We start from the raw sequence: 20,905 nt of genomic DNA, 5'->3' as shown, positions 1-20,905 counted from the left end.
GATCCCGTGCCTAGATCTGAACTCCGGTCAGGACGGTCACCCGTTCCTCGGTGAAGTCCTCCATCGCCGACCGGACGCCCTCGCGCCCGGTGCCCGAGCCCTTCACGCCGCCGTAGGGCATCTGGTCGGCGCGGTAGGACGGCACGTCACCGATGATCACGCCGCCGACCTCCAGCTCGGCCGCCGCCTCGAACGCGACCTGCACGTCACGGGTGAACACCCCGGCCTGCAGCCCGTACTTCGAGTCGTTGACCTGCGCGAACGCCTCCTCGACGCCGTCGACCACGGACACCACGAGCACCGGCCCGAAGACCTCTTCGCGCCACACCTTCGCGTCCATCGGCACGTCGGTCAGCACGGTCGGCTCGACCGTCGCGCCGGTGCGCTTGCCGCCGGTGAGCACCTTGGCGCCCGCGTCGGCGGCCATCAGCACCCACTCCTCGACGCGGCGCGCGTTGTCCTCGTCGATCAGCGGCCCGACCTCGACCTCGGGGTCGTGCGGGTCGCCGGTCCGCAGCGCGGCGACCTTCTCGACGAGCTTCGGCACGAACTCCCCGGCCACCGACCGGTCCACGACCACCCGCTGCACCGCGATGCACGACTGCCCGGCCTGGTAGTTGCCGAACGTCGCGATCCGCTGCGCCGCGAAGTCCAGGTCCGTCCAATCAGGACAGACGACGGCGGCGGCGTTGCTGCCCAGCTCCATCACGACGTGCTTGCGCGGCGCGGAGTCCATCAGCGACCAGCCGACCTTCGTCGACCCGGTGAAGGAGATGACGGGCAGCCGTTCGTCGGTGACGAGCTTCTCCATGTCCTTGCCCCGCACCGGGAGCACGGAGAACACGCCCTCCGGCAGGTCGGTCTGGGCGAGGACCTCGCCCAGCAGCAACGCGCTCAGCGGCGTGGCCGAGGCGGGTTTCACAACCACCGGCGCACCCACCGCGAGCGCCGGCGCGACCTTGTGCGCCACCAGGTTGAGCGGGAAGTTGAACGGTGCCACCGCCAGCACGGGACCGCGCGGCACGTGGCGCACGATCGCCATCCGGCCCTCGCCGCCCGCGTCGGTGTCCAGCCGCTGCACCTCGCCGCTGAACCGGCGGGCCTCCTCGGCGGCGAACCGGAACGTGTTCACCGCGCGCTGGACCTCGACCTCGGCCCACTTGAGCGGCTTGCCGTTCTCGGCGGTGATCGTCTCGGCGATCTCCTCCGCGCGGTCGGTCAGGGCCTGCGCGACCTGCTGCAACGCGGTCGCGCGCACGTGCGCCGGTGTTCTGCGGAACTCGCGGGCCACGGCGTGGGCAGCGGCGACGGCACGTTCCACCTGGTCAGGGCTCGGCACGGCGACCGAGGCCACCTCGGTGCCGTCGAACGGGTGGAACACACCCAGCGCCTGCTCGCCCTGTTCGGGACGGCCGGCGATCCAGCACGGCCTCGGTTGTGGCGTGAACGCGTCCATGGGCTCACGGTAGGCCCTGACCGCCGGTTGGCACCCGCTGAGCGCGCGACTGCCTTCGGGGTCCGCCCGCGTGGCCAACCTCACCGGGGACCGCAACCCGTTCCCACGTCTGGTGGTCCGGTCTCGAACACCTGGTCAACCCGGCCACCGGTAGGCGCCCGACCTGCGGCGCATGACATCCTTAGGCCGTGTCCGACACCAGCAACCGCCCTGTTCTCGTCGTCGACTTCGGCGCCCAGTACGCGCAGCTGATCGCCCGCCGCGTCCGCGAGGCCCAGGTCTACTCCGAGGTGGTCCCGCACACCGCGACGGTGAGCGAGATCCTCGACAAGAACCCGTTGGCCATCGTGCTGTCCGGTGGCCCGTCGAGCGTCTACGAAGAGGGCGCGCCGCAGGTCGACGCCAAGCTGTTCGAGACCGGTGTCCCGGTCTTCGGCATCTGCTACGGCTTCCAGGCGATGGCCCGCGCCCTCGGCGGCGAGGTCGCGCACACCGGCACCCGCGAGTACGGCCGCACCGACCTCGGCATCACCGCGGAGGCGGGCGCGCTGCACACGGAGCTGCCCGCGAGCCACCCGGTGTGGATGAGCCACGGCGACGCCGTCACCAAGGCCCCCGAGGGCTTCACGGTCACCGCGACCAGCGAGGGCGCCCCGGTCGCCGCGTTCGAGGACACCGAACGCCGGTTCGCCGGTGTGCAGTACCACCCGGAGGTGCACCACTCGCCGCACGGCCAGGAGGTGCTGCGCCGGTTCCTGCACGACATCGCCGGCCTGCGCCCGCAGTGGACCACCTCGTCCATCGTGGACGAGCAGGTCGCCCGCATCCGCGAGCAGATCGGTGACGGCAAGGCCATCTGCGGCCTGTCCGGCGGCGTCGACTCCGCCGTGGCCGCCGCCCTGGTCCAGCGCGCCATCGGCGACCGCCTCACCTGCGTCTTCGTCGACCACGGCCTGCTGCGCTCCGGCGAGCGCGCCCAGGTCGAGCGCGACTACGTGGCCGCGACGGGCATCAACCTGGTGACCGTCGACGCCCGCGAGCGGTTCCTGACCGCCCTGGCCGGCGTCACGGACCCGGAGGAGAAGCGCAAGATCATCGGCCGCGAGTTCATCCGCGTGTTCGAACAGGCCGAGCGCGACCTCAAGGCCGAGGGCGACTACCGCTTCCTCGTCCAGGGCACCCTCTACCCCGACGTCGTCGAGTCCGGCGGCGGCGCGGGCACCGCGAACATCAAGTCGCACCACAACGTCGGCGGCCTGCCGGACGACCTGCAGTTCGAGCTGGTCGAACCGCTGCGCGCGCTGTTCAAGGACGAGGTCCGCCGCGTCGGCACCGAGCTCGGCCTGCCCGAGACCATCGTGCAGCGCCAGCCGTTCCCCGGCCCCGGCCTCGGCATCCGCATCATCGGCGAGGTCACCCAGGACCGCCTCGACACCCTGCGCCAGGCCGACGCCATCGCCCGCGAGGAACTCACCGCCGCAGGCCTCGACCGGCAGATCTGGCAGTGCCCGGTCGTGCTGCTCGCGGACGTCCGCAGCGTCGGCGTCCAGGGCGACGGCCGCACCTACGGCCACCCGGTCGTGCTGCGCCCGGTGTCGTCCGAGGACGCCATGACCGCCGACTGGACCCGCCTGCCCTACGAGGTGCTGGAGCGGATCTCCACCCGGATCACCAACGAGGTGGCGGAGGTCAACCGGGTGGTGCTCGACGTGACGTCGAAGCCGCCGGGCACCATCGAGTGGGAGTGACCACGTGACGAGGCCCCCGGCAGGACGCCGGGGGCCTCTCGCGTTCGGTCAGCGCTGCCGGTGCCGGAGAAAACTGGAGTCGACCGCGACCGGTCCGGTCAACCGCCACGCGCCGCGCTCGAAAGCGAGGTTGCCGGTCACCGTGAACGGCAGTCCGTTGGTGTGGGCGAAGATCGCCCAGCCGTAGTCGTCCCCGCTCAACGGGATGTGGATCTTTCGTGTGCGCCCCCGGACCTCGGCGCTCAGCACGATCGTCGTTTCCTCCTGGTCGTCGCCGCTCGACTCCTCCCTCGTCAGCGAGCGGACCTGGCCGACGAGTGTCTCGGTGCTCGGCGGTTCCTCACGGCGCACCAGACGTTCCCGAACACGCGGCAGCCCCGCGATCGCATCGCGGTTGATCACGATGCGAGAGGAGGGGACCTCCGGCGGCGGCGCGCTCGCCGCCCAGTCGAACGAGAGGTCCAGTTCGCGCAGGGTGTCCGACTCCGTCAGATCTTGGAGCGACTCCACGAGGTTGGCGCTGAGTCCCTGTTCCGCGGCACGTTCGACCGCACCGGGGTTCCAGCTCAGCGAGAGGTCCCTGGCCGCGTGCAGACCCGTGGCGAGCGTTTCCATCACGCGGCGCTGGAAGGGAGCCTCCGGGCCGTCCTCGTGATCGGGCAGCGGATCTCCGAGCCGGGTGACGACCGTGAAGACGAAACTGCCGCGCTTGGTGTGCCCGAGCCGGATGTCGTCGTCCAGGAAGTCGTTCACCGTGCTGGAGCGGCGGCCTCGGTGGGAATGCGTCGGATCGTCGGCCGAGGTGGCAGCGGCCTTCATCATCTTGAACAGGCCGTCAAGGGTTCTCCCCGCCTGTTTGAACGGCAGCGTTCCGTCGATCATGATCTGGTCGAACCGGACGAAGAACAGGTCGGCACGGGTCGCCGTGATCCGCTCGGCCAGCCGCTGCGGATCCCAGGCGTACACGGTGGCCAACGACCGGAGGGTGTCGCGGAAGCGCTGGGCGAAGTCGACGAAGTCCGTTGCCAGGGGGAGCATCACCCGTGCTCGGTCGTGGAGGCGCCAGATCTGCCGGACGTCGGGAACCTGTGCTTCGAGTTGCCAGTCGTTGGCAGCGAGGTACTGCTGCACCGCCAGCGGGTGGAGGCTTTCGGCGAGTTCGCGGTAGTCGTCGAGTGACGGGCTGCTCACCAGGTCGTCCATGTGGAGTGTGTGTCGCGAAGCCGGTCGTGCTGCGTGGTGCACTTGAGCTGGAGCTCGAACTCCGGGCAGTAGTACTTCACGTACTCGGTCGACGACGAGATGGTGATGTCGACGCCGTCGTAGTCGGTTGCGTGCCACTTGATCGAACAGCCGGCCGCAGCAGCGATCATCTTCACGAAAGCGAGACCGAACTGCTCCTGACGAGCTGTGAACGGCAAGCCTCCGTCAAGTGGTGCTTCCGCGCTGCCGCTTCCGTCGGCCATGGGCTCCCTCCTCGTGGCGGCGAACTGGCAGCACCACAGGGAGCGGCCGGTCCGACGCAGGGAGGAATCGATCTTCGTCACCCGGAAGCGTGACGAGGCCCCCGGCAGGACGCCGGGGGCCTCTCGCGTTCGGTCAGCGCTGCCGTCGGCGCAGTGAGTTGGTCAGCAGGACCACACCCACCAGGATCGCCGTCCCTCCCAGCGCCCACCGGAAGTCGAACCAGAACCGCCCGTCGCTCAGCACGTAGGCCGCTGTCAGCAGCCCGCCGATGCCGAACACCAGGCCCACCACGTCGATCCGGCGGCGCACGGCCTGTCCGGAAGTCTGCTCAGCCACGGAGCACCCTCACCTCTCCGACGCTCGTGCGAACGTCCAGGTCGATCTTCAAGCCGCCTTCGCCGTCGTCGCCGAGGTCCTTGCCCTCGACCTGCACGGCGCCGCCCTCCGCCTTGCGGTCGAGGCAGTCGAGCTCACCGATGGACGTGGCGTCGCAGGTGAACGTGACGTCGGCGGTCTTCGGCACGTGCACGACGACCTCGCCCAGGTCGGCGTTCACGGCGGTCTGCACCGAACCGGAGTCCGGCAACTCGCGCAGGTCCAAGAGCACGCTGCCGACGCCGATCGAGTACTTCGCCTGCACCTCGTCGAGCGTCTTGGGCGTGGGGGAGATGCTGCTGACCGTGGTGGGGCCGTCGAAGTCGACGGCGGTCACGCCGAAGCCGACCACCGCCAGCGGGACCAGCAGCCACACCAGGCCGCGACCGCCGCCAGTGAAGGCACCGACCAGCAGACCCGCGGCCAGCACGGCGATCGCCAGGCCGATGACGTGCGGCGCGGTGAACCACGGCACGACCGGGGCCGCGATGGCGGAGCCGGCGACCACCAGCATCATCACGCCCAGGGTCGCCAGGCCGATCCGCGGCTTGCGCGGGCGCGGTGCGGGGGGCGGGGCCGGGGCGGGTGCCGGTTCGGGCAGGTCCCACGCGAACGGGGCGGCGCCCAGCGGGTCCCAGGCCGGTGCCCCCGGCACCGGTGGCACGGGCGGTGGTTCGGCCAGCGTCGTCGCCGGCTGCAGGTGTCCCCGGTTCTTCTGCAGCAGGTACACGCCGCCGACCGCCGCCGCCAGCGTCACGACGACCTGGAAGCCGCCGCTGCCGAACGTGAAGGCGAGCGCCGGGAACATGAGGATGCCGAGGAACAGCGTCTTGGCCGGCGGCATCTCGCTCTGTCCCTTGTGGACCAGCGCCTCCAGCGGCGACACCGCGTCGCCCTCCTCCGGCAGCACCAGCCAGCCCGCGAGGTACAGCGGCAGGCCGACGCCGCCCGACAACGCGAGCGCGACGAAGGCGATCCGCACGATCACCGGGTCGATCTGGTAGCGCAGGGCGATGCCGGTGGCGACGCCGCCGAGCTTCCGCCCTGCACGGGGCCGCACCGGCCGGTGGGCCCAGAACTCCCTGAGCGTGTCCGCCACGCCCTGCATTGCCTTCTCAGTCCCGCTCACGACGACAAGGTTGCGCTGCCGGAGCGCGAACCACATCAGGGAGCAGCCCTGATTCCGCGAACCGGGGTCATCCCTGATGAACAACCCGCCGGGACGTGTGACGATCAGGTGGTGAGTGCAGGGATCGAGCCGATGCGCCGCCGCCGCACCGGCCGGGTGATCGCGGGCGTCGCGAGCGGGCTGGCGAACCACCTGGGCGCACCCGTCTTCTGGGTGCGCCTGGTGTTCGCCGTCTTCGCCGCGTTCAGCGGTGTGGGGATCATCGCCTACGCGCTGCTGTGGATGTTCGTCCCGCAGTCGCCGGTGGCGGAGCCCGAGACCGAGCAGGACCGCAAGGAGTGGCAGCAGGCAGTGGGGCTCGCGGCCGTCGGCATCGGCGTCGCGGTCTTCACCGGCCTGATCAACGGCGGTGCGAGCGGCTGGAGCGGCTGGATCACCGGCCCGATCGCCGTGGCGCTCGTGGGTGCCGCCGTCGTGTGGCGGGAGGCCGACGAGGCCCAGCGGCGCCGGTGGCGCGACGGGGCGATGGCCCAGGGGAAGACGGGGATCGTGCGGACGCTGGCGGGTGGTGCCCTGGTCGTGGCGGGGGTCGCCGCGTTCCTGGTCGCCAACGACTCCCTCCAGAACCTCTCCACGGTCGTGCTCTCCGTGCTCGCGACCCTGATCGGCGTCGCCGTGCTCACCGTGCCGCTGTGGATGCGGCTGGTGCGCGACCTGGACTCCGAGCGCCGGGCCCGCATCCGCACCGAGGAACGCGCCGAGATCGCCGCCCACCTGCACGACTCCGTGCTGCAAACGCTTGCGCTCATCCAGAAGCAGGCCGAGTCGTCACGCGAGGTCAAGCGCCTGGCCCGCAGCCAGGAACGGGAGCTGCGCAGCTGGCTCTACGGCCGTGAGGTGGGCGAACAGCCGCAGACGGTCAGCGTGGCCATCGCCCAGGCCTGCGCCGAGGTGGAGGACGACTTCGCCATCGCCGTGCAGCAGGTCGTGGTCGGCGACTGCGAGCTGGAGGACGGGCTGATCCCGCTGGTGCAGGCGGCGCGGGAGGCGATCGTCAACGCGGCCAAGCACGCGGGGGTGGCCGAGGTCAGCGTGTACGCGGAGGTGGAACCCGAAAAGGTGACGGTGTTCGTGCGCGACCGGGGCAAGGGCTTCGACCCCGACACCGTGCCGGAGGACCGGCATGGCCTCGCCGGCAGCATCCGGGGGAGGATGAGCAGGCACGGTGGCGAGGCGCGGCTGCGGACCGCGCCCGGTGAGGGGACCGAGGTGCAGCTCGAGATGCCGAGGAAGACGGAGGCCAGGACATGAGCGTCAGGGTGTTCCTGGTGGACGACCACGCGTTGTTCCGCGCGGGGGTGCGTGCCGAGCTCGACACGATCACCGACGAGGTCGAGGTGGTCGGCGAGGCGGGCGGCGTCGGCGAGGCGGTCGCGGGCATCGCCCACCTCAAGCCGGACGTCGTGCTGCTCGACGTGCACATGCCCGACGGCGGCGGCGCCGAGGTGCTGCGGCAGATCCGGACCAAGATCCCCGAGGTCACGTTCCTCGCGCTGTCGGTCTCGGACGCCGCCGAGGACGTCATCAACGTCATCCGCGCCGGTGCGCGCGGGTACGTGACCAAGACGATCTCCAGCCAGGAGCTGGTCAAGGCGGTCGTGCGGGTCAGCGAGGGCGACGCGGTGTTCTCCCCGCGCCTCGCCGGGTTCGTCCTGGACGCGTTCGCCGACCGGCCGGGTGCCGCGCCGATCAGCGACCCCGAGCTCGACCTGCTGACCCCCAGGGAACGCGACGTCCTGCGGCTGCTGGCCCGTGGCTACGCTTACAAGGAAATCGCGTCCGAGCTGTTCATCAGCGTGAAGACGGTGGAGACGCACGTGTCGAGCGTCCTGCGGAAGACCCAGCTCTCCAACCGGTACGAGCTCTCCCGCTGGGCCACCGACCGCCGACTGGTCTGAAGGGTTCCCGGGGGCTTTGGTCACGAAGGTCGCTCGCGCTGCCACCGAGGTGCTGGCGCCGTGGGTCTGGATCGTCCTGCTGCCGTTCATCGTCGCCGCGGCCTCCGACGGGCTGTGGAAGACGGTGCTGTGGGGTCTCGTCGTCGCCGTGACGGCGTCCGTCATCCCCATGGCCGTCATCGTGCGCGGCGCGCGCAAGGGCAAGTGGGACGGCCACCACGTCACGAACCGCGAGGGCCGGCTGGTCCCGCTGCTCACGGCGGGTGCGTCGCTCGCGGCCGGCACCGTGGTCATGCTGCTGGGCGACGCCCCGGCCAGCATGCTCGCGCTGGCCGGGAGCATGTTCGCCTCGCTGCTCGTCAGCATGGCGATCACGTTCGGGCTGAAGTGGAAGATCTCGCTGCACGCCGGCGTGGCGTGGGCCGCCGTCGTGACGCTGGCGATCGTCTACGGCCCGTGGCCGCTGCTGATCGCACTGCCCGCCGCGCTGGTGTCGTGGTCGCGCGTCCAGCTCGGCGACCACACGCTCGGGCAGGTGCTCGGCGGCACGGCGATGGGCCTGGTCGTGGGCGGCGGCACGTTCTGGCTGCTGCTCACCTCGTTTGGATGATGCTGACGATCTTCATCTCGTTGTTGACCGCGGCGACCACGACCTCGTAGGTGCCAGCCTGCAGCTGGCCGCCGGTGGTCTGGAGGTTCAGGTCGACCGTGACCACCCAGTTCGGCCCGTCCGAGCGGATGGGCGTGCTGGAGGGGTTGCACTTGACCGACCGGTAGCCCGACCAGCGCGACAGGTACACGTCCACGGGCTCGCTGGCCTTGCCGTGCAGGTTGCGCCACGCCACCTCGGCCCTGGCCGGGAGCTCGGCGTAGTGGTTCTGCACGAAGGACTCCGCCTCCGCGGCGGAGAAGTAGCGGGCGCCGGTGTCCCTGGGGAAGCTGCTCTGGTTGACCGGGGTGTCGTTGCCCGTGCCGTTCCAGTAGGCGGCCGCCGCACCACCGCCGATCGCCAGCAGCCCGATGAGCGACAGCACGGTCAGGATCCGCCGGTTCGGCGGCTTGCGCCGGGGCAGCTCGGGCGGCAGCACCAGCGGCTGCGACGGCTGCGGTGAGGCGGCCAGCAGGTCGGCGGCCTCCTGCGCGGTCGGCCGGTCCTTCGGGTCGGCGGCGAGCAGCCGGTTCAGCAACGGCGTGAGCTCACCCGCGTTCTTGGCGTCCCGCAGCTGCCCGCTCGCGGCCCGGTAGATGAGGCCGAAGCTGTTGTCGCTGGGCCCGTAGACGGACTCGCCCTCGATCGCCGTGTAGATCGTGGCGCCGAGCGAGAACACGTCGGAGGCCTCGTCGGGGTGCTCACCGCGCGCCACCTCGGGTGCGAGGTAGGCGGGGGTGCCCGAGATCATGCCGGTGTCGGTCAGCGTGCCGTCACCGCTGGACTTGGAGATGCCGAAGTCGGTGATCTTGACCGTGCCGTCGTGGCCGATCAGGACGTTGCCCGGCTTGATGTCGCGGTGCACCAGCCCCGCGGTGTGCGCCGCGGACAGCGCCGAGGCGATGAACCCGCCGATCCGCGCGGCCTGGGCCGGCTTTAGCGGCCCCTTGTCGGCGAGCAACGCCGAGAGGCTCTGCGACGGCAGGTACTCCATGACGATCCACGGCTGCTCCTCGTCGTCCCCGACGACGTCGAACACCGCGATCGCGTGCGGGTGGTGCAGTCTCGCCGCGTTGCGCGCTTCCCGCATGGCGCGCTGGTGGTCGCCGGTGACGAGCTGCTTGACAGCGACCTCGCGCGCCAGAACCTGGTCCCGCGCCCGCCAGACCACCCCCATCGCTCCGCTGCCGACGCGCTCCAGCAGCGTGTAGCGGCCCCCGACGGTTGTCACACCGCCAGAGTAGTCAAGGTCGGGTCCGCGCTTTGCGGGGTTCCCGTCGAAGCCGTTCGCGTGGTGCCGCGGTGGGGACCGTGCCTGGTGCGTCGTCGCTGCCCACGACGTCGGGCACCATGCCGTCGGTGGTCTCGGGTGACGAGCTGGTTGGCCACCTCGTCCCGCGCCCCTGCCACCGTCCGACCGGCACGCGCAGGCGCACTAGTCGAGCGTCGAGACCAGCTTCTGCAGCTCCCGGTCGAAGTCGATCCACAGGTCCTCTTCGCCCGGCTGGACGACGTCGTAGGAGCTGTCGAGGAACGTCGCCACGTCTTCGGCGACGGCGCTCAGGATCGCGAACCCGGTCGGCGCGTTCAGCTCGACCAGCACCCGCTCCGGGTCGTCGGAGGCCGGGCGGACCAGGATGTCGCCCTCGCCGCACGGCGTCAGCAGGCCGTCGGCCAGCAGGTCGCGGGCGAACATCCACTCGACCCGGCCGGAGCCCGTGTGGAACACGATGGCGACGGCGTAGGGGTCTTCTGGGTCGTAGACCAGCTCCGCCTCCACCGGTGCGGGGGCCGCGCCGGGGGCGAGGAGGTGAAAAGTGGTGCGGGTGACGACCTTCAGGTTTTCGTTGTTCATGTCGATGTCCTTCTCAGGCGGTTGTCCATCTCCTTCAACAATGAGGAGACGGCTCAGCAGCTCGATAAGGACGCGATTCGTCTCGGAACCATCCTATTGGGGGAGACGCACGTCTCACACCTCAGCGTTTGACCAGGTCGTGCGTCTCGTTTGGTGAGACGCCCTGACCTGCCGAGACGGGCTTCCGGCGGGTCAGCGCGACGCCCATCAGGACCACCAGCATCCCGATCACGACCCTTGCGTTCAGTTGCTCCCCGAGGAAGACCGCTCCGAGGAGTACCGACACGACCGGGAGCAGGTAACCGACCGTAGTCGCCGTGGTGGCGCCCTCGTCGGCGATGACGCGGTAGTTGAGGATGAACGCGACACCGGTGCCGGCGACGCCGAGGACGATGACGGCGACCACGCCGATCCAGTGCAGGTGCAGCGGCTGCAGGCCGCCGAACGGCAGCGCCAGCAGCAGCATGCCCATCGCGGTGGTCAGCTGCATCGCCGCCAGCTGCGTCGAGGTGGCGCCCGTGTTGACCAGGTAGCGGCCCGCGTACGAGTAACCGATGGCGTAGCTCGCGGCGCCGGCCAGGCACAGGACCGCGCCCCAGCTCGCGATGCTGTTGGCCTGCTGCCACGGCGCGAAGATCAGCAGGACGCCCGCGAAGCCCAGCCCCAGCCCGAGCATGCGAACCAGGTCGCTGATCTTCTCCGTGCCCAGCACGAGCCCGATGGCCAGCGCGAACAGCGGCGTCGTGGAGTTGAGCACCCCGGACACGCCGGAGTCGACGGTCTGGCCGCCGATGGCGAAGAGCGTGAACGGGACCGCGCTGCCGAAGAACGCGACGAACGTCATGTGCGCCCAGATCCGCCGGTTCCGCGGCAGGGTCATCCGCGCGGTGGCGAGCACCACGAACAGCACGAGCGCCCCGAAGAACGTCCGCACGATCGAGATCTGCAGGGGCGACAGGCTCCCCAGCGCGAGCTTCATCCACAGGAAGCTGGATCCCCACAGCAGGGCGAGCACGCCCATCCTGATCAACGTTCCGCGTTGGTTCACGCGGACAACGATGCGCCGCACAACCCGTAAAGACAATTTAATTGTTGTGCATAACCTTTAAGTACCGCTGTATGGTCGGGGCATGCTCGACGTGCGCCGCATGCAGGTCCTCAGGGCCGTCGTGACCACGGGTTCCATCACCGCGGCCGCCACGAACCTCGGCTACACCCCGTCCGCGATCTCCCAGCAGGTGGCGGGCCTGGAGAAGCAGGCGGGCCTCCCGCTGCTGGAACGCGTGGGCCGCGGCGTCCGCCCCACCGCCGCCGGCCGCCTGCTCACCGAGCACGCAGCCCGCCTCACCGAACAGCTGGCCGAGGCCGAGAGCGCCCTCACCGCGCTGCGCAACGGCTGCGCGGGCACCCTGCGCGTCCGCTACTTCGCCACCGCCGGCGCCGCCCTCGTGCCACCCGCCGTGGCCCAGTTCCGCGCCGAACGCTCCGGTGTCGAGCTCGACCTGAAGCTCACCGAGCCGGCCGACCCCTTCGAGGAGCTCGCCGCCGGCCGCGCGGACGTCGCCATCACGGTCATGGAACCCGACGAGCCCGCCCCCGCCGGCATGGTCGCCCGCCACCTGCTCACCGACCCGTTCTACGCCGTCCTGCCCCGCGGCCACGCCCTGGCCCGCAAACGCGTCCTGGACCTCGGCGAGCTGGCCGACGAGTCGTGGATCTACGCCGACTGCGGCGCCTCCGGACCGTGCAAGGACCTCGTGCCGAACGCGTGCGCGGGCGCCGGCTTCGCGCCGCAGGTCGTGGTGGAGAGCGACGACTACGCGACCGCGCAGGGCTTCGTGGCGGCCGGGCTCGGCGTCACGATCATCCCGCGGCTCGGGCTGGGCTACGCGCATCCGGGCGTGGTGCTGCGCAAGGTGCGCAACCCCGAACCGGTGCGGCACATCCACGTCGTCTACCGCGAGGAGGCCGCGTGGAACCCCGCGGTGCTCGCGCTGGCCGAGGCGCTGGAGAAAGCCGCGCGGGCCTCCTGACTACGCCCCGCCGAACGGCTTGTCGTAGCTCAGCAAGAAGTTGCTGTTGCGCCACCACAGCGAGATCTGCCGCTGCATGGTCGCCTTCGTGCCGTCCTTCTTCGTGACCTCGACGTCCACGACGTAGTAGAACTCCTGCCGCTGGTCGGCGTTCACCAGCTTGGCCTGCTTGTAGGGCGACCAGAAGGTCTTGAAGCCGGCCATGCCACCGGGGTAGTTGGCCTGGAAGTCGGCGTTGCCCATCTTCCACGCCTCTTCCGGTGAACTGGTGGCCAGCTGCAGGTAGGCCTCCAGCAGCGCCTGCCGCTCTTCCACCGAAGGGCTGGCGCTCCACGCGCCTGCCTTTTCGAGGATCTTCGGCTTCTCCGTGTTCGTCGGGTCCGCGTTGTTGCCCGTCGTCTGCTGCGTGGAGGTGTTGCCGCCGGCGTTGTTGTTGCCGTTGCCGTTGTTCCCGCCGCCACCGTTCGAGATCATGCTCGCGAACATGATGCCGACGACCGCGGCCGCCACGATCGCGATCGCGGTGTAGACGGTCGACTTCTTGCTCTTCGACGACGACGACGGCGCCGGGCGGGAGGGCTTGGGGCGCTGCGAGTACTGCGGTGCGGCGGCCGGGCGGTGGTGCTGCTGCTGTGACTGGTGCTGCTGGGGCTGGTGCTGCTGCGCCGGCATCGCGCGGGGCGGCGTGTGCGGCGCGTGCGAGTGCATGTCGACCCGCGTCGCGTTGGGTGGCGGCGGGGGCGGGAGCGCGCGGGTCGCGGCCGACTGGGGCTGCTGGACCGGGGCACCGCGCCACGACGGCGGGTGCGTCGGGGCGACCACGGAGGGCGTGAAAGCGGGGGTGGCCTGGCCGTTGGCGACCGCGGCGAGCGCGTCGCGGGCCTCGACCATCGTCGGGCGCTCCTCCGGCTCCGAGCGGAGCAGGCGCATGAGCAGCGCGGTCAGCGGGCCGGCGTTGCGCGGCGGGTTGACCTTGCCGGAGGCGACCTTGTGCAGCAGGGCGATGGTGTTCTCGCTCAGGCCGAACGGCGGCTCGCCCTCGATCGCGGCGTACAGCGTGGAGCCGAGGGAGAACACGTCGGACGGGCTGCCGGGGTCGTAGCCCTTGGCGACCTCGGGGGCGAGGTAGGCGGGGGTACCGGCGAGCATGCCCGTGGCGGTGACGGTGACGTCGCCGGTCGCGCGGGAGATGCCGAAGTCGGTGATCTTCACGGTGCCGTCGTCGCCGAGCAGCACGTTGCCGGGCTTGATGTCGCGGTGCACGATGCCCGCGTTGTGCGCGGCGGCCAGCGCGGAGGCGACCTGCATGCCGATCGAGGCCACGTCGCGCGGCGGGAGCGTGCCGCGTTCGGACAGGACGCCGGACAGGCTCTTCGACGGCAGGTACTCCATCACGAGCCACGGCTGGCCGTCGTCCTCGGCCACGTCGTACACGGCGACGGCGTGCGGGTGCTGCAGGCGCGCGGCGATGCGGCCCTCGCGCATGGCACGTCTCTTCGCCTCGTCCACGTCGCCGTCGGCGAGCCCTGGCTGCAGGAGCAGCTGCTTGACCGCGACGGTCCGGTGCAGGCGCTCGTCGTGTGCTGTCCAGACGACGCCCATGGCACCGCTACCGATGCGCTGGCTCAATCGGTAGCGACCAGCGACCAATCGGCCATCGTCGGTCACAGTTGCTCCCCGCTGTGCGGTCACTTGCTCTCTGTTCAACGGCTCATCACACGTCTGAGTTCACATCACCCATCGGTGCGGTTACCCACCTTACGAGATAACTACGGCCGAACCGTGCCTAACCCTGTTGGGCGTTCGTCGTGGTCGTCGTGACAGGCGGCACCGTCGTGGTGGTCTGCACGACCGAAGAAGGCTTCGACGGCGGAGGCGGCGTCGTGGTCGTAGTCGTCGTCGTGGTGGTCGTAGTTGTGGTCGTCGTAGTGCTGGGCGCTGTTTCGCGCGTCGTCGTTGCCTCGGGCGTGGTGGTCGTCACCTCGGGCACCGTCGTGGTCGTCGGCACCACGGAGGACGAGCTCGCCGGCGGCGCGGACGGCGTCTGCTGCTCCTTGGTGAACACGCCCAGCGCGACCAGGAGACCACCGATGACCAGCAACAACGCCAGCACGACCGCCGCGATCACCAGCGGGCGGTTGTCCTGCGGCCTGGCCGCGGGCGCCATCGGTGGCGCGGTCCGCGGCGGCGACGTGCGCGGAGCCGCCCGGACGATGCGCGTCCGCTCGGGTTCCACGATCGCCGTGGGGTCGGGTCCGGCCACCGCGGCGAGGCCCGTGAACGACGGCGCACGGCCGTTCGCGACCGCCGCCAGCAGCTCCCGCGCCTGCGACATCGTCGGCCGGTCGTCGGCCTCGAAGTTCAGCAGGTACAGCAGCGTGTCGGCGAGCGGGTGGTCGACCGTCGGCGGGTTGATCCGGCCGGCCGCGACGGCGTGCAGAACACCGAGCGTGTTCTCGCTCACCCCGTAGGGCGGTTCGCCCTCCATCGCGGCGAACAGCGTCGAGCCGAGCGAGTAGACGTCGGAGGCCGGCGTCGGGTCCTGGCCCCGCGCGATCTCCGGTGCCAGGTAGGCGGGCGTGCCGGCGATCAGGCCGGTCTTGGTGACCGTGATGTCGTCGCTGGCCCGCGAGATGCCGAAGTCGGTGATCTTGACGATGCCGTTCTCGGCGATCAGCACGTTGCCGGGCTTCACGTCCCGGTGCACGATGCCGGCCGCGTGCGCCGCCGCCAGAGCCGCCGCGCACTGGGCGCCGATGCTGGCGACCTCGACCGGGTCCATCGGCCCGCCCTCGGCCAGCGCGTCGGCGAGGCTGTAGGACGGCAGGTACTCCATGACCAGGCACGGGACACCGTCCTCCTCGACCACGTCGTACACCGCGATGGCGTTCGGGTGGTGGAGCTTGGCGGCGATGCGGCCCTCGCGCATGGCGCGCTGGATCGCCTCGTCCTGCTCGGCCTCGTCCAGGCCGGGTGCGAGGAGCAGCTGCTTGATCGCGACCTCGCGGCCGAGGCGTTCGTCGTGGGCGCGCCAGACGATGCCCATCGCGCCGGAGCCGATCCGGTCGAGGAAGCGGTAGCGGTCGGCGACCAGCCGCCCGTCAGTGGCGTCGGACGTCGTCACGTGACCACCCCGGCGCGCAGCGAAGGGGAGACCGCGGTGGCAGCAGGTCCCACGCTCGTGCTCCTCGTGCGGTAGTCAGCGGTCGTCCGGAGTGCCCGCACAGGGTACCCCTGTCGTGTACGACCGGTGTGCTACCGGGTTGATGCGTTACTCAGCCGGTGCGAAGAAGTCGAAGACGCCGACGGTCTGCTCGGCCGTGCCGCCGACGGTGTTGAGCACCGGGTCCAGCACGCCGAGGTCGACGCTCACGTCCACCGGGTTCGACGGCGTGGGCAGCGGGGTCTGCGACGAGCTGGGCGGCGGCGGGGGCGTGGTGCTGCTGCTCGGCGGGGTCGCGCTGGACGAGCTCGGCGGCGGAGGAGGCGTCTCGCTCGACGGCGGCGTGCTCGGCGTGGTGGGGGTGGTCTGCGTCTCCGACGACGGGGTGCTCGCGGTCGGGGGCTGCGCGGGCTGCTGCTGCGTCGGCTGCTGGACCTGCGGCTGCTGCGCCGGGCGCTGCTGGGTCGGCTGCTGCGTGTACGGCGCGACCCGCACCTGCTCGGTGGTCGGGTCGGCGGCGGCCGTCTCGGTCTGGTCGGCCTGCTGCGTCTTGTTCGACGGCAGCTTCACGACGCCCTCGGTGCCGGCGCTCGCGCCACGGGCCTGGGCCCGCTCGTCGAACCGCACCTGGGCGAGCGGGCGCTCGTCGGGGGAGGACAGCCAGGAGGAGGCGGCGAACGCGACGGTGCCGCACAGCACGACGCCGCCACTGGCGGCCGCGGCCAGCTTGCCGACGGTGAAGCCGCTGCTCTGCGCGTCGTCACCGCGGCCTTCGCGGCGCAGCAGCTCGGTGATGTGCAGCTCCTTGGCGGGCTGCTTGCGCGGCTTGCTGCCGGGGTGCTTGGCGTCCGGGGTCCGCACCGACCTGAACTTGATCGTCGGCTCGAACGCTTCGGGGGTGATGTCGTCGGTGATCACCGGGATCGGCATGGTCTCCGCCTCGCGGCGGGCGATCAGCTCGGCAACCGACAGCTGTCCGGTCGACTCGGCAGAGCCGGTCAACCGCCGACGATGGTCCTCAATCGACACCGCTCGTTCACCCTTCCAGGCTTGCTTTGCGCACTGGCGGAAACATGGATACCGAATCGTGACCCGAGATGTAACCCCTTTGGGGGAATTTTCACGATCGAACCTCATCTTCGCGACGAGCGGTCACCGTTCGACTGCGAACGGCGAATGGGGTTGAGCGCGGCCCGACTCGGCGGGCTAGCTCCGTTGCGCCGAAAGGACCTCGGTGCCGATGATCCGCGGCTGAGTGGTGTCGGTGAGCCAGAAGAGCTGCTCGATGCGCAGCCAGCTCCCGTTCCACTCCTGCATCGAGACGACGGCGAGCACGCTGCCGTTCGGGCGCAGCGAGGTCTGGTCGACGTTGACCGTGCGGATCGTGCCCCACGACTCGACGAACTCCCGCGGGTTCGTGCCCACCAGGTCGGGCGAGAGCAGCTTGGCCGCGGCACCCGGCTTGGTCGTGAGCAGCTCGTAGAACCGCTTCACCACGTCCACCTGCGGCTGCGGGCCGGTCGACACCAGCGGCGTGGCGAGCTCTCCCGACGGCCCCGCCGACGGTCCGGCCGACGGGTCCGCCGACCGCGTGGGCGAGGTCAGCAGCAGCGCGGACGGTTGCGGCATGGGGACCTCGGGAGCGGTCCGCGGCGGTGTGTACTCGCTCGGCAGCTGGGCGGACAGCAGGTCAGGGCGCAGCGCCTGCGCACCGGACAGCGCGACGGGGCGCTCGGTGAACGGGACGCCGGAGTTCGGCGGGCGGCTGCCCGCGAGGATCGCCGCGCCCGCGATCGACGAGACGAGGACGATCGCGCCGGTGAGCACGCCCGCGACCTGGGCGGCGCGGCTGTCGCCCGCACGGCGCCGGCGGCCGGGTCCGGCCGGTGGCGCGGGCTCGGTGGGGCCGAGCAACGACGTGACGAGCGCGTCGGTCGCGGCTTCCTCGGCGGACGGGATGCGCATCGGGCCCGGCTGCTGCCTGATCAGCTCGGCCACGCTGATCGACCCGGCACGGGTGTGACGTCGTCCGGTCGTCGCGGGACGCTGCACTGTCCTGGTCCTCCGTACTGTCCGTGGTCACCTGAAGACGTACCGTGGCCTCACGCGGCAGCGCCAGTTTCTCGACGGACTTCAGCCGTTTGTGGCGTCCAGCGGAGCCGTGGATTCGCTCGAAGGTGTTACCTACTACGGTCGGTAGCTCAGGGCCGGACCTTGAGTGCCGGTCACCCGCCGGCTTTCAACCGTTCACCGCTGATCAGCGGCAGCTCGCCGAGCGTGAAGCTGAGCTCGCGCTTCTCCTGGCTGACCGAGCCGTCCTTCTTGGTGAGCCGCAGCAGGCTCACGGTGAGGCCCTTGCCGGGGTCGACCACGATCTCCTCCACCTCGATCAGCGAGATGTCGGCGAGCCGGCCCTCCAGCAGCGAACCGGCGTTCGCGCGCACGGTGTCGGTGGTCAGGGCGAGCGCGGTGTCCGCGTTCGCCGTCATCTCCCGGTAGAAGTCCTCGGTCCGCTGGGCGATCTCGGTGCCGTCGACCGCCGGCGCCTGCGAGAGCGGCACGGTGGTGATGACGGGCGCTGCGGTGCCGGGCGGCTTGGTGCCGCTGCCGGTCGGGGCGCCCTGGCCGCTGCTGCGGGGCGCCGCGGAGCCGGGCGTGGCGCCGCCGGTGCCGGGGACGGGGTTGCCGCGGCCGGTGTTCGCAGGGGACGTCCGCGTGCCGGCGGTGGTCGCGGACGTCGGGCTGACCGCCGTCGGCAGGGCCGAGATCAGCGGCACGTCCGACGGGTAGCCGGGCAGGCCGATCCGCTCGACCTGGCCGCCGCCGCTGACCAGCTTGGCCGCGGCGACGCTCAGGCCGACCAGCACGAGCACCGAGGACACGACGGCGAACCACGCCGCCCGCTTCCAGGTGCGCGGGGGCGTGACCGACGCGGGAACCATGCCGATGTTGAACTTGCGCAGCCCGTCGGTGTCCGCGATCGGGTCGATCGGGCGGCTGCGGGGCAGTGGGATGCGGTCGCCCCCGACGACGGGTCGTTCGTGTGCGACCCAGTCGTCGAGACGATGTTTGCCCGGTTGTTCGTCCATCCCGACACCCCTCTGCGACGCAACCAGGGTAGGGCCGTTCGGACGTGCGGAAGCGACCTGAAGGGGTAATTCAGGACGAGTGACACCCGGAGGTGTGAACTTCTACCGCGGAGGCAGCTGAGCTTGGCCGCTCTTCAACTGCTTCTGCGTGCGCTGCACGCCGTTCAGGGCCGCGAGACCGCTGCCGCCGGCGATCAGCGCACCGATGACGTCGGCGCCCAGGGTGTCACCGCCGGTGATCAACAAGCCGATCACGGCACCCGCGGTGGTGATGATCGCCGCCTTCCAGCGGCTGCGGACGAACTGCGCGACAGGTGCTCCGGCCGCGCCCTTCTTGCCGGCGGCCGAGCCGAGCATGCCCAGGTATGCGTCGTGCGCCAAGGCGGCGAGCAGGCCGGCGATGGCGATCAGTGCGGCGATGAGGCCCATGCCTCCAGTGTGCCCCCGGATTTTTCCGGTGGACCATCCGTGATCGCCCTGATATCCGATTCGGGTGGACATGTTCTGGCACGACGACTGCCTTGAGCACGACGCCGGCGAGGGGCTGTGGGAGCTGCCGGGCTCCTGGCCGTGGCTGGACGTGCCGGAGCCGCACCCGGAGAACGCGGCGCGGCTGCGGACGTTCCGGCACGCGCTGATGCACGGCCCGGTGGCCGGGCACCTCCGGTGGCACGAAGGGCGCCATGCATCCGTGGACGAGCTTCTGCACGTGCACTCGGCTTCGTACCTGGACTCGTTGCGGGTGTCCGAGCGTGTGCCGCTGGAGGTGAACACGGTCGTCGGACCCGAGACGTGGAACGCGGTCCGTGCGGCGGCGGGCACCTCACTGGCCGCGCTGGAGTCCGGCGCACCCCTGGCCTACGCGCTCGTGCGACCGCCCGGCCACCACGCGCAGCCGGCGATGGCGGACGGCTACTGCTTCGTGAACAACGCCGCGCTGGTGGCGGAGACCGCGCGGCGCCAAGGCCTGCGGGTCGCGGTGCTGGACTGGGACGTGCACCACGGCAACGGCACCCAGGAGGTGTTCTACGACCGGTCCGACGTGCTGACCGTCTCCGTGCACATGCGGCACGGGGCGTGGGGCGCGAACCACCCGCAGACGGGCGCCCCCTCGGAGGTGGGCGCGCAGGGGCGGAACGTGAACATCGAGCTGTCCCTGGGTGCTGGCGACACGGCGTACCTGCGCGCGTTGGACGAGATCGCGTTCCCGTTGCTGCGGTCGTTCGAACCGGACCTGCTGGTGTGCGCGTCGGGGTTCGACGGGTCGGCGTTCGACCCGAACGGCCGGCACAACCTGACCGCCGCCGGGTACCGCGAGATCGGGCGGCGGGTGGCGGCGTTCGGCACGCGCGTCGTGCTCACGCAGGAGGGCGGCTACCTGCGCGGGTACGGCGCGTTGTGCCTGCACGCGCTGGTGGAGGGCCTGCTGCGGCTGCCGGAGCCGTTGCTGGAGGACCCGCTGGCCTACGTGCCGGACGACGACCAGCTCGTGGAGGCGGACTTCGAGCGGGTGCTCGCGGCGCTGCGGCCTTTTTGGCCCGGCGTCCTGTGACGCCGGGCCGGTGGGCGACTACCTGCCGAGCGGGCCGCGACCCATCTTGAGCAGGACCAGTGCGAGGTCCTTGCCCTCGGGGCCCAGCGGCTTGTAGCGGTTGAGCACGTCGATCTCGCGGTTGTGCACGATCTTCGTGCCGCCCGCCGCCATCCGCGCGGCGCCGATGATCTTGGAGATCTCGACCCTGCGCTGGACCAGCCGCAGTATCTCGGCGTCCAGGTGGTCGATCTCCTCGCGCAGCTCGGTGATGTCGGACGCGGCGGTGGTGGTGGATTCCATCGTGGTGACCTCTCGACTCTTCTTGAGTCCCGGCCCGGAAGCGACGAAGCCCCGGGGTCCGAGGACTCCGGGGCTTCGTGGTGGCTTCGTCAGCGCTGGACGACCACGGGAGCCGGAGTCCGGGTCCCGTAGAAAAACTCGAAGAACGT

At 70.9% G+C, this 20,905-nt stretch carries 21 protein-coding genes; 6 read left to right on the top strand and 15 right to left on the bottom strand.

The window, feature by feature from the left end; genetic code table 11:
- Positions 1-10: 10 nt before the first annotated feature.
- A complete protein-coding gene (locus ACZ7CD_RS00795) occupies positions 11-1,456 on the bottom strand; it encodes an aldehyde dehydrogenase family protein (protein ID WP_470378121.1) in 1,446 nt (481 codons plus the stop codon).
- Positions 1,457-1,644: 188 nt separating this feature from the next.
- On the opposite strand from ACZ7CD_RS00795, the gene guaA reads away from it, so the two are divergent.
- Positions 1,645-3,204: a glutamine-hydrolyzing GMP synthase gene (guaA, locus tag ACZ7CD_RS00790; protein WP_470370045.1), complete on the top strand. Its 1,560-nt coding sequence runs from the start codon at positions 1,645-1,647 to the stop codon at positions 3,202-3,204.
- 48 nt (positions 3,205-3,252) lie between these two features.
- On the opposite strand, the gene ACZ7CD_RS00785 is transcribed toward guaA, so the two are convergent.
- The 4 genes from ACZ7CD_RS00785 to ACZ7CD_RS00770 form a co-directional block, all read right to left on the bottom strand.
- A complete protein-coding gene (locus ACZ7CD_RS00785; protein ID WP_470378120.1) occupies positions 3,253-4,407 on the bottom strand; it encodes a hypothetical protein in 1,155 nt (384 codons plus the stop codon).
- Positions 4,392-4,670, bottom strand: coding sequence for a DUF4365 domain-containing protein (locus tag ACZ7CD_RS00780; RefSeq protein ID WP_470378119.1), 279 nt, complete (start codon positions 4,668-4,670; stop codon positions 4,392-4,394). The genes ACZ7CD_RS00785 and ACZ7CD_RS00780 overlap by 16 nt, the downstream gene beginning before the upstream one ends.
- Before the next feature lie 133 nt (positions 4,671-4,803).
- Entirely contained in the window at positions 4,804-5,007 is a 204-nt protein-coding gene (locus ACZ7CD_RS00775) for a hypothetical protein (RefSeq protein ID WP_360395838.1), read from the bottom strand.
- Positions 5,000-6,175 carry a PspC domain-containing protein gene (locus tag ACZ7CD_RS00770; RefSeq protein WP_360395839.1) on the bottom strand — a complete coding sequence of 392 codons (1,176 nt, stop codon included), beginning with the start codon at positions 6,173-6,175 and terminating at the stop codon, positions 5,000-5,002. Before ACZ7CD_RS00770 ends, ACZ7CD_RS00775 begins: the two co-directional genes overlap by 8 nt.
- Positions 6,176-6,244: 69 nt before the next feature.
- Between ACZ7CD_RS00770 and ACZ7CD_RS00765 the strand changes: the two genes are divergently transcribed.
- From ACZ7CD_RS00765 to ACZ7CD_RS00755, 3 genes are read left to right on the top strand one after another with little or no spacing between them, the layout of a single operon-like run.
- Positions 6,245-7,486, top strand: coding sequence for an ATP-binding protein (locus ACZ7CD_RS00765; protein ID WP_458434299.1), 1,242 nt, complete (start codon positions 6,245-6,247; stop codon positions 7,484-7,486).
- Positions 7,483-8,133, top strand: coding sequence for a response regulator transcription factor (locus ACZ7CD_RS00760; protein ID WP_360395841.1), 651 nt, complete (start codon positions 7,483-7,485; stop codon positions 8,131-8,133). The genes ACZ7CD_RS00765 and ACZ7CD_RS00760 overlap by 4 nt, the downstream gene beginning before the upstream one ends.
- A gap of 16 nt (positions 8,134-8,149) precedes the next feature.
- Positions 8,150-8,743, top strand: a complete 594-nt coding sequence (locus ACZ7CD_RS00755; protein ID WP_360395843.1) for a phosphatase PAP2 family protein — start codon at positions 8,150-8,152, stop codon at positions 8,741-8,743.
- On the opposite strand, the gene ACZ7CD_RS00750 is transcribed toward ACZ7CD_RS00755, so the two are convergent.
- The 3 genes from ACZ7CD_RS00750 to ACZ7CD_RS00740 form a co-directional block, all read right to left on the bottom strand.
- Entirely contained in the window at positions 8,727-10,013 is a 1,287-nt protein-coding gene (locus ACZ7CD_RS00750) for a serine/threonine-protein kinase (protein ID WP_360395845.1), read from the bottom strand. The two genes, ACZ7CD_RS00755 and ACZ7CD_RS00750, sit on opposite strands and share 17 nt — an antisense overlap.
- 204 nt (positions 10,014-10,217) lie before the next feature.
- Positions 10,218-10,637: an SsgA family sporulation/cell division regulator gene (locus ACZ7CD_RS00745; RefSeq protein WP_360395847.1), complete on the bottom strand. Its 420-nt coding sequence runs from the start codon at positions 10,635-10,637 to the stop codon at positions 10,218-10,220.
- Positions 10,638-10,758: 121 nt separating this feature from the next.
- Complete coding sequence (locus ACZ7CD_RS00740) at positions 10,759-11,685, bottom strand: DMT family transporter (protein ID WP_360395849.1); 927 nt, start codon at positions 11,683-11,685, stop codon at positions 10,759-10,761.
- 82 nt (positions 11,686-11,767) lie between these two features.
- Here ACZ7CD_RS00740 and ACZ7CD_RS00735 point away from each other — a divergent pair, with 82 nt between their 5' ends.
- Positions 11,768-12,670: a LysR family transcriptional regulator gene (locus ACZ7CD_RS00735; RefSeq protein ID WP_360395851.1), complete on the top strand. Its 903-nt coding sequence runs from the start codon at positions 11,768-11,770 to the stop codon at positions 12,668-12,670.
- Here ACZ7CD_RS00735 and ACZ7CD_RS00730 read toward each other — a convergent pair whose 3' ends face one another.
- From ACZ7CD_RS00730 to ACZ7CD_RS00705, 6 genes are all read right to left on the bottom strand, one after another.
- Positions 12,671-14,338, bottom strand: coding sequence for a serine/threonine-protein kinase (locus tag ACZ7CD_RS00730; RefSeq protein WP_360395854.1), 1,668 nt, complete (start codon positions 14,336-14,338; stop codon positions 12,671-12,673).
- Between the two features lie 118 nt (positions 14,339-14,456).
- The gene (locus ACZ7CD_RS00725; protein WP_360395856.1) at positions 14,457-15,794 is read right to left on the bottom strand and encodes a serine/threonine-protein kinase; all 1,338 of its coding nucleotides are present in this window, start codon (positions 15,792-15,794) and stop codon (positions 14,457-14,459) included.
- Between the two features lie 147 nt (positions 15,795-15,941).
- Positions 15,942-16,835 carry a hypothetical protein gene (locus tag ACZ7CD_RS00720; protein WP_470378118.1) on the bottom strand — a complete coding sequence of 298 codons (894 nt, stop codon included), beginning with the start codon at positions 16,833-16,835 and terminating at the stop codon, positions 15,942-15,944.
- A 204-nt stretch (positions 16,836-17,039) separates the two neighbouring features.
- Complete coding sequence (locus ACZ7CD_RS00715) at positions 17,040-17,885, bottom strand: hypothetical protein (RefSeq protein ID WP_470378117.1); 846 nt, start codon at positions 17,883-17,885, stop codon at positions 17,040-17,042.
- A 173-nt stretch (positions 17,886-18,058) separates the two neighbouring features.
- Positions 18,059-18,922 (bottom strand): RodZ family helix-turn-helix domain-containing protein, encoded by an 864-nt coding sequence (locus tag ACZ7CD_RS00710; RefSeq protein WP_360395862.1) that lies wholly within the window; start codon positions 18,920-18,922, stop codon positions 18,059-18,061.
- Positions 18,923-19,024: 102 nt separating this feature from the next.
- Entirely contained in the window at positions 19,025-19,351 is a 327-nt protein-coding gene (locus tag ACZ7CD_RS00705; protein WP_065916047.1) for a hypothetical protein, read from the bottom strand.
- A gap of 70 nt (positions 19,352-19,421) precedes the next feature.
- Here ACZ7CD_RS00705 and ACZ7CD_RS00700 point away from each other — a divergent pair, with 70 nt between their 5' ends.
- A complete protein-coding gene (locus ACZ7CD_RS00700; protein WP_470378388.1) occupies positions 19,422-20,474 on the top strand; it encodes an arginase family protein in 1,053 nt (350 codons plus the stop codon).
- Between the two features lie 18 nt (positions 20,475-20,492).
- Here ACZ7CD_RS00700 and ACZ7CD_RS00695 read toward each other — a convergent pair whose 3' ends face one another.
- Positions 20,493-20,756 carry a chorismate mutase gene (locus ACZ7CD_RS00695; RefSeq protein ID WP_360395863.1) on the bottom strand — a complete coding sequence of 88 codons (264 nt, stop codon included), beginning with the start codon at positions 20,754-20,756 and terminating at the stop codon, positions 20,493-20,495.
- Positions 20,757-20,905 lie beyond the last annotated feature (149 nt).

Source organism: Lentzea sp. NPDC036949, from assembly GCF_055608075.1.
Note: the sequence above shows the minus strand (reverse complement) of the source record. Positions and strands in the feature narration are given on the sequence as shown.